The organism is Xenophilus sp. Marseille-Q4582 (genome assembly GCF_916700565.1).
Classification (GTDB): Bacteria; Pseudomonadota; Gammaproteobacteria; order Burkholderiales; family Burkholderiaceae_C; genus Xenophilus.
The window spans coordinates 1-1,983 of the sequence record NZ_CAKAKO010000005.1 but is presented as its reverse complement, the minus strand read 5'-3'; the positions used below and the strand labels follow the sequence as shown (position 1 = coordinate 1,983).

At 65.4% G+C, this 1,983-nt stretch carries 4 protein-coding genes; all 4 read left to right on the top strand.

Going from position 1 to position 1,983, the window contains the following annotated elements:
- Positions 1-166: 166 nt before the first annotated feature.
- On the top strand, positions 167-289 hold the full coding sequence (locus LG388_RS26720; RefSeq protein ID WP_255632200.1) for a restriction endonuclease subunit S: 123 nt from the start codon (positions 167-169) through the stop codon (positions 287-289).
- Positions 286-1,182 (top strand): GIY-YIG nuclease family protein, encoded by an 897-nt coding sequence (locus tag LG388_RS19840; protein ID WP_225784444.1) that lies wholly within the window; start codon positions 286-288, stop codon positions 1,180-1,182. The genes LG388_RS26720 and LG388_RS19840 overlap by 4 nt, the downstream gene beginning before the upstream one ends.
- A 127-nt stretch (positions 1,183-1,309) precedes the next feature.
- Positions 1,310-1,564: a type II toxin-antitoxin system ParD family antitoxin gene (locus LG388_RS19835; protein ID WP_225784443.1), complete on the top strand. Its 255-nt coding sequence runs from the start codon at positions 1,310-1,312 to the stop codon at positions 1,562-1,564.
- Positions 1,561-1,872, top strand: coding sequence for a type II toxin-antitoxin system RelE/ParE family toxin (locus LG388_RS19830; protein ID WP_225784442.1), 312 nt, complete (start codon positions 1,561-1,563; stop codon positions 1,870-1,872). Before LG388_RS19835 ends, LG388_RS19830 begins: the two co-directional genes overlap by 4 nt.
- Positions 1,873-1,983: the final 111 nt, after the last annotated feature.

Below are 1,983 nucleotides of genomic sequence, written 5' to 3'. Positions count from 1 at the left end.
TGTGCTCACGTTGATCACTCCTGCTCCCCCGTGCTGAAAAATTCAGCAGGATAGAGCGGCAACGTGGCTCAAATTTCAACGTGAATGCGTCCCGAAATGGCCCAGCTTTGGAAATGAATCAACAATCACAGCCGCACTCGTCAAGGCCACCGCCAAGATTGATGCATTGCGCGCCAGCGCCGAGCACGCCATTGGCTTGCTGCGCGAGCGCCGCTCCGCCCTCATCGCCGCCGCCGTCACCGGCCAGATCGACGTGCGCGGTGTCGTTTCTGCGAAGGAGCCTGCATGAGTCCCGTCAGCCCAAAAACCATCCAGGTCTTCCTGCCCACCGGTGAGCCCGCAGGCATCCGCGTGGCCGAGATGACCACGCGCATCGTGCAGGTGGTCGACGTGCCGCTCAATGGCTTGCAGTCCTTCTTCAAGATGCCCGAGAGCCAGCAGGTGGGCGTGTATTTCTTGCTGGCATTGCCCGACGATGGCAGCCTGCCGCAGGTCTACATCGGCCAGACTGGCGACCTGCGCACGCGGTTGGCCGAACACGCGAGCAAGAAGGACTTCTGGCAGCGCGCCGTGGTGCTGCTGTCACGCACGCAGTCGCTCACACAGACCCATGCGCTGTACCTGGAATGGCTGAGCATCGACACCGCGCGCCGGTTGGGGCGCTTTGCCGTGCTCAATGGCAATGCAGGCAGCCGGCCCTACACGCCTGCGCCCATGGAGGCCGACTGCCGCGAAGTGTTCGAGACAGGCGAGATCCTGCTGAACACGCTGGGCTACCCGCTGCTGTCGTCACCGATGGCGGCGCATTCGGGTCAGGGCAGCACCGCCGCCCCAACAGGCGCCGCTGACCTGTTCTTCTGCAAGGCCGGTGGCGCCGAGGGGCGGGGCGTGTTCACCGATGAGGGTCTTGAGGTGCAGGCCGGCTCGGTCGGCCGCCGGGCCAATGTGCCCTCCATCCAGAACACCAGCGACGGGGCCTTCCGTGAACGACTGATTGCCGACGGCGTGATGAAGGTGGAGGGCGACACCGTGGTGTTCACCCGCGACCATCTGTTTCGCTCGCCCAGCACGGCGGCGGTGGCGCTGCTGGGCCGCACGGCCAATGGCTGGCAGGAATGGAAGAACGCAGCCGGGCAGACGCTGGACGCGGTCAAGCGGCAGGGGGTCGGCGGCGTGGGCTGATGTATGCGGTCGTGGATCGCGAACAGTGAATGAGCCTGGTCGCCTTGGGGGTCAAGGCGGGTGCATGATGGCACCTCTGCGCGCCGAAGTTCTTGCCAATTTTTGCCATTCCCCGCAGACTGGCGCCATGAGCACCATGAACATTTCCCTGCCCGACCACCTCAAGGCCTTTGTGGATGCGCAGGTGGGGGAGCGCGGTTTTGGCACCAGCAGCGAGTACGTGCGTGAACTGATTCGCCGCGATCAGGATCGGGTACGGCTGCGGGAGCTGTTGCTGGCCGGCGCCGGGTCGCGGCCGGGCGAGCCTGCAACGGCCGACTACTTCGAGGGTTTGCGTGCCCGCGTCGGCACCGCGGGCAAAGGCGGGCGCGCGACCCGGTGAAGGCCAAGCCGGTCATTCCGCGTCAGGCCGCCCTGCGCGACGTGGAGGAGGCGCTGAGCTGGTATCTGGAGCAAGGCGCGCCGGCGGCAGCGCTGGGCTTCATCGACGCGCTGGAGCATGCCTATGGTCACATCGGCCGACATCCGGCCACCGGTTCGCCGCGCTATGCACACGAACTGAATCTTCCAGGCCTTCGCTTCTGGCCGCTGTCGCGCTACCCGCACCTTGCTTTCTATGTCGAACACAACGACCACGTGGATGTGTGGCGCGTGCTGTCCAGCGAGCGCGACTTGCCTGAGAAGGTGTGAACGAACCCCACATGCCCGCTCATCCCGCCCAGGTGCACGCCCTCATCGTTGCAAATGCTCGCCATAGCCCGAGCTATGGCTGCGCTTTGCGCCTCGATGGCGCACCCCTGG

Bases quoted from the DNA above. Each gene is read 5' to 3' on its own strand.
- LG388_RS19840 (WP_225784444.1), top strand. From the start codon at position 286: ATGAGTCCCGTCAGCCCAAAAACCATCCAGGTCTTCCTGCCCACCGGT.
- LG388_RS19835 (WP_225784443.1), top strand. From the start codon at position 1,310: ATGAGCACCATGAACATTTCCCTGCCCGACCACCTCAAGGCCTTTGTG.